The organism is uncultured Helicobacter sp. (assembly GCF_910577135.1).
Classification (GTDB): domain Bacteria; phylum Campylobacterota; class Campylobacteria; order Campylobacterales; family Helicobacteraceae; genus Helicobacter_C; species Helicobacter_C mastomyrinus.
Genome location: NZ_CAJTLL010000037.1, coordinates 1 through 2,229 on the forward strand (window position 1 = coordinate 1; position 2,229 = coordinate 2,229).

1 protein-coding gene and 1 pseudogene are annotated in these 2,229 nt (G+C 35.4%); one reads left to right on the forward strand and one right to left on the reverse strand.

Going from position 1 to position 2,229, the window contains the following annotated elements; translation table 11 throughout:
• Positions 1-585: 585 nt before the first annotated feature.
• Complete coding sequence (locus QZ289_RS10365) at positions 586-1,041, reverse strand: hypothetical protein (protein ID WP_295702304.1); 456 nt, start codon at positions 1,039-1,041, stop codon at positions 586-588.
• Between the two features lie 720 nt (positions 1,042-1,761).
• Between QZ289_RS10365 and QZ289_RS10370 the strand changes: the two are divergent.
• Positions 1,762-2,229: pseudogene (locus QZ289_RS10370) on the forward strand (C4-dicarboxylate ABC transporter); the annotation flags it as partial.

Here is a 2,229-nt window from a genome sequence, read left to right on the forward strand (position 1 = left end):
GCTGTTTTTTACTCATAGTAATACTTCACTTCACCACTTATTGAAAAAGTTTGCCTTGATAAAGGTTGATGGGTTGAAGCCCTCTTTTTGTGTAACCTTAAGATTCTCTATCCACGCTGTCCTAGTTCACTGAAATGATTCTCAAAAATAAAATAGCGATGCCCTCCGCCATAGTTGAGGGCAAACTTTTGATTATTAAAGGTTCTCCCTCAACTTCAATAAGCAGACAGAAATAACGCTAATAACGTTTTATTGCTATTTTTTATTATGATTAAGATGATAGCCTAAGCCACTTTGCAAATAAAATGTGTGAGGGGTGTTAAGGTTTTTAGCATATTATACCCAGCCATTGAATCATTTATTGTTGCAAACTGCGTCCATCCCTATCGAGATTATCAGGATCTAAAATAATGCCTGTGTAGATTCCTGGCGCATAGTCAAATCTTAATGTTTCATCGCTCCCTCCTTAATATCCTATACCAAATTGTAAGCCTGCATAGCTTGTGTTTGAAGATAGGTAATGCACCACTGTACGTGCATCTTTTGTCACACCTGATTTATCGCTATCTACAGGAATACTAATACTCACGCCATCACTTGTCCGTTGCTTTTGAAATGCATAAACATACGAATATAAAATATGTTTTTGCTTACATAATATCTCGCTCTCGTGCTTAAACGCAGTCCATAGCCACTTTTGGTAGAAAGGGTATACTTTGAATTGCTATCATCAATAACTACCATTGTAGCGCTTAAGCCTATATCATAAGCAAGGGGATATTCAAAAATCCAAGTGGAGTTTAAGGCTATATTGCCTCGCACTTTAATGAGTAATACATTCGGCAAATCCCAAAAAACAGATGTATTGCCAGAATTATTTGCATATTTTGTTCTTTTATATCCTGTGCTCATATAGAGTGGTTTATCATACTTACGTCCTGCAATGTAATAGTCTACGTAAAATTCAAAATCAAAAAAAGGTATAGCCCCTAGGGATAGTTGTGGTAAGCTTTTTTGCACCTTGTAAGAGATAAATATCATTAGTATTGCCTATACTGGCTCCAAGTGTCTCGTCATAGCCCAATATAATGCCATTTTGAAAATTGTAATTATAAGCTGTGCGTTATCTATGCGACTATCTCCTGCAATATGGTGTAAATACGCACTATTAATCCCTATCCGTGAGAATCCTCCACTCTATGTCTCAATTGCCCAAGGCGTCTAATAGAATCTTATGAAGTTATACAAAAAAGTTTTTCCTTTATCGCTCAGGAATACACTCTTCACTCCCCCCCCCCAGCAAAAAAATATTAAGAAATGCTATCGATATAGCCCTAAAAAATAATAAGTCTTCATAGATAATCCTATCACTTTCTCACTTAGTTTTCATAGCATAAATATTAAAAAAGAAGACATTCCGCCAACCTACTCTCTCATTCCGCACTTGTAAAACCTCTTAAAAACCATCATAGGACAAGAGCAATGCAGTAAGCAATTATAACAGGAAGGGGGTGAAGCATACATTACTGAGCTAATTCGATACCTGTGCGTTAACACGAGTTCATACTTCTGTATTTAAAATCTTCGCTAGAGCATTCCTATCATAAATGGTGCAATAGAATTGTAACAAGTATCAACAATTAAAAACCTCATAACTTCGTGCCAAAAACATCTTTGCATTTAAGCAATAATTGCAAATAACAAATATAATGAACATTTTATAAATAGATTCTAATGCTTACAAACCATAAGGGGGTCATTATGGAAGAGACTAAATCATCTCGTTTGCAATATTTTCCTGTGATAATATTTGCTATCATAATGGGACTTGGAGGGCTTACACTAGACTATAAAAAAGCTACTGAAGTGCTTTCTTTTCCGCCCATTTTATTTCAGTTTCTTTGTGTCATTGTTTCAACTCTTTCATTGATTATTTTTTGCTTTTATATACTTAAACTTTTGAAATATCCGCAAGCCATTTTGAGTGAATTCACTCACCCTGTAAAACTCAATTTTTTTGCTACAATCTCTATGTCGGCTTTACTTCTTTCAAATATATTTCACAACATTACCCCTCTTTCTCACACGCTTTTTTCCCTTGCTGCAGGATTCCAAATCTTCATCGCCCTTTATGCCATTACTTATTGGCTTAACAAAGATATAGAATTTGCGCATTCTAATCCTGCTTGGTTTATTCCCGTTGTTGGGAATCTCCTTGTAACAACGGCT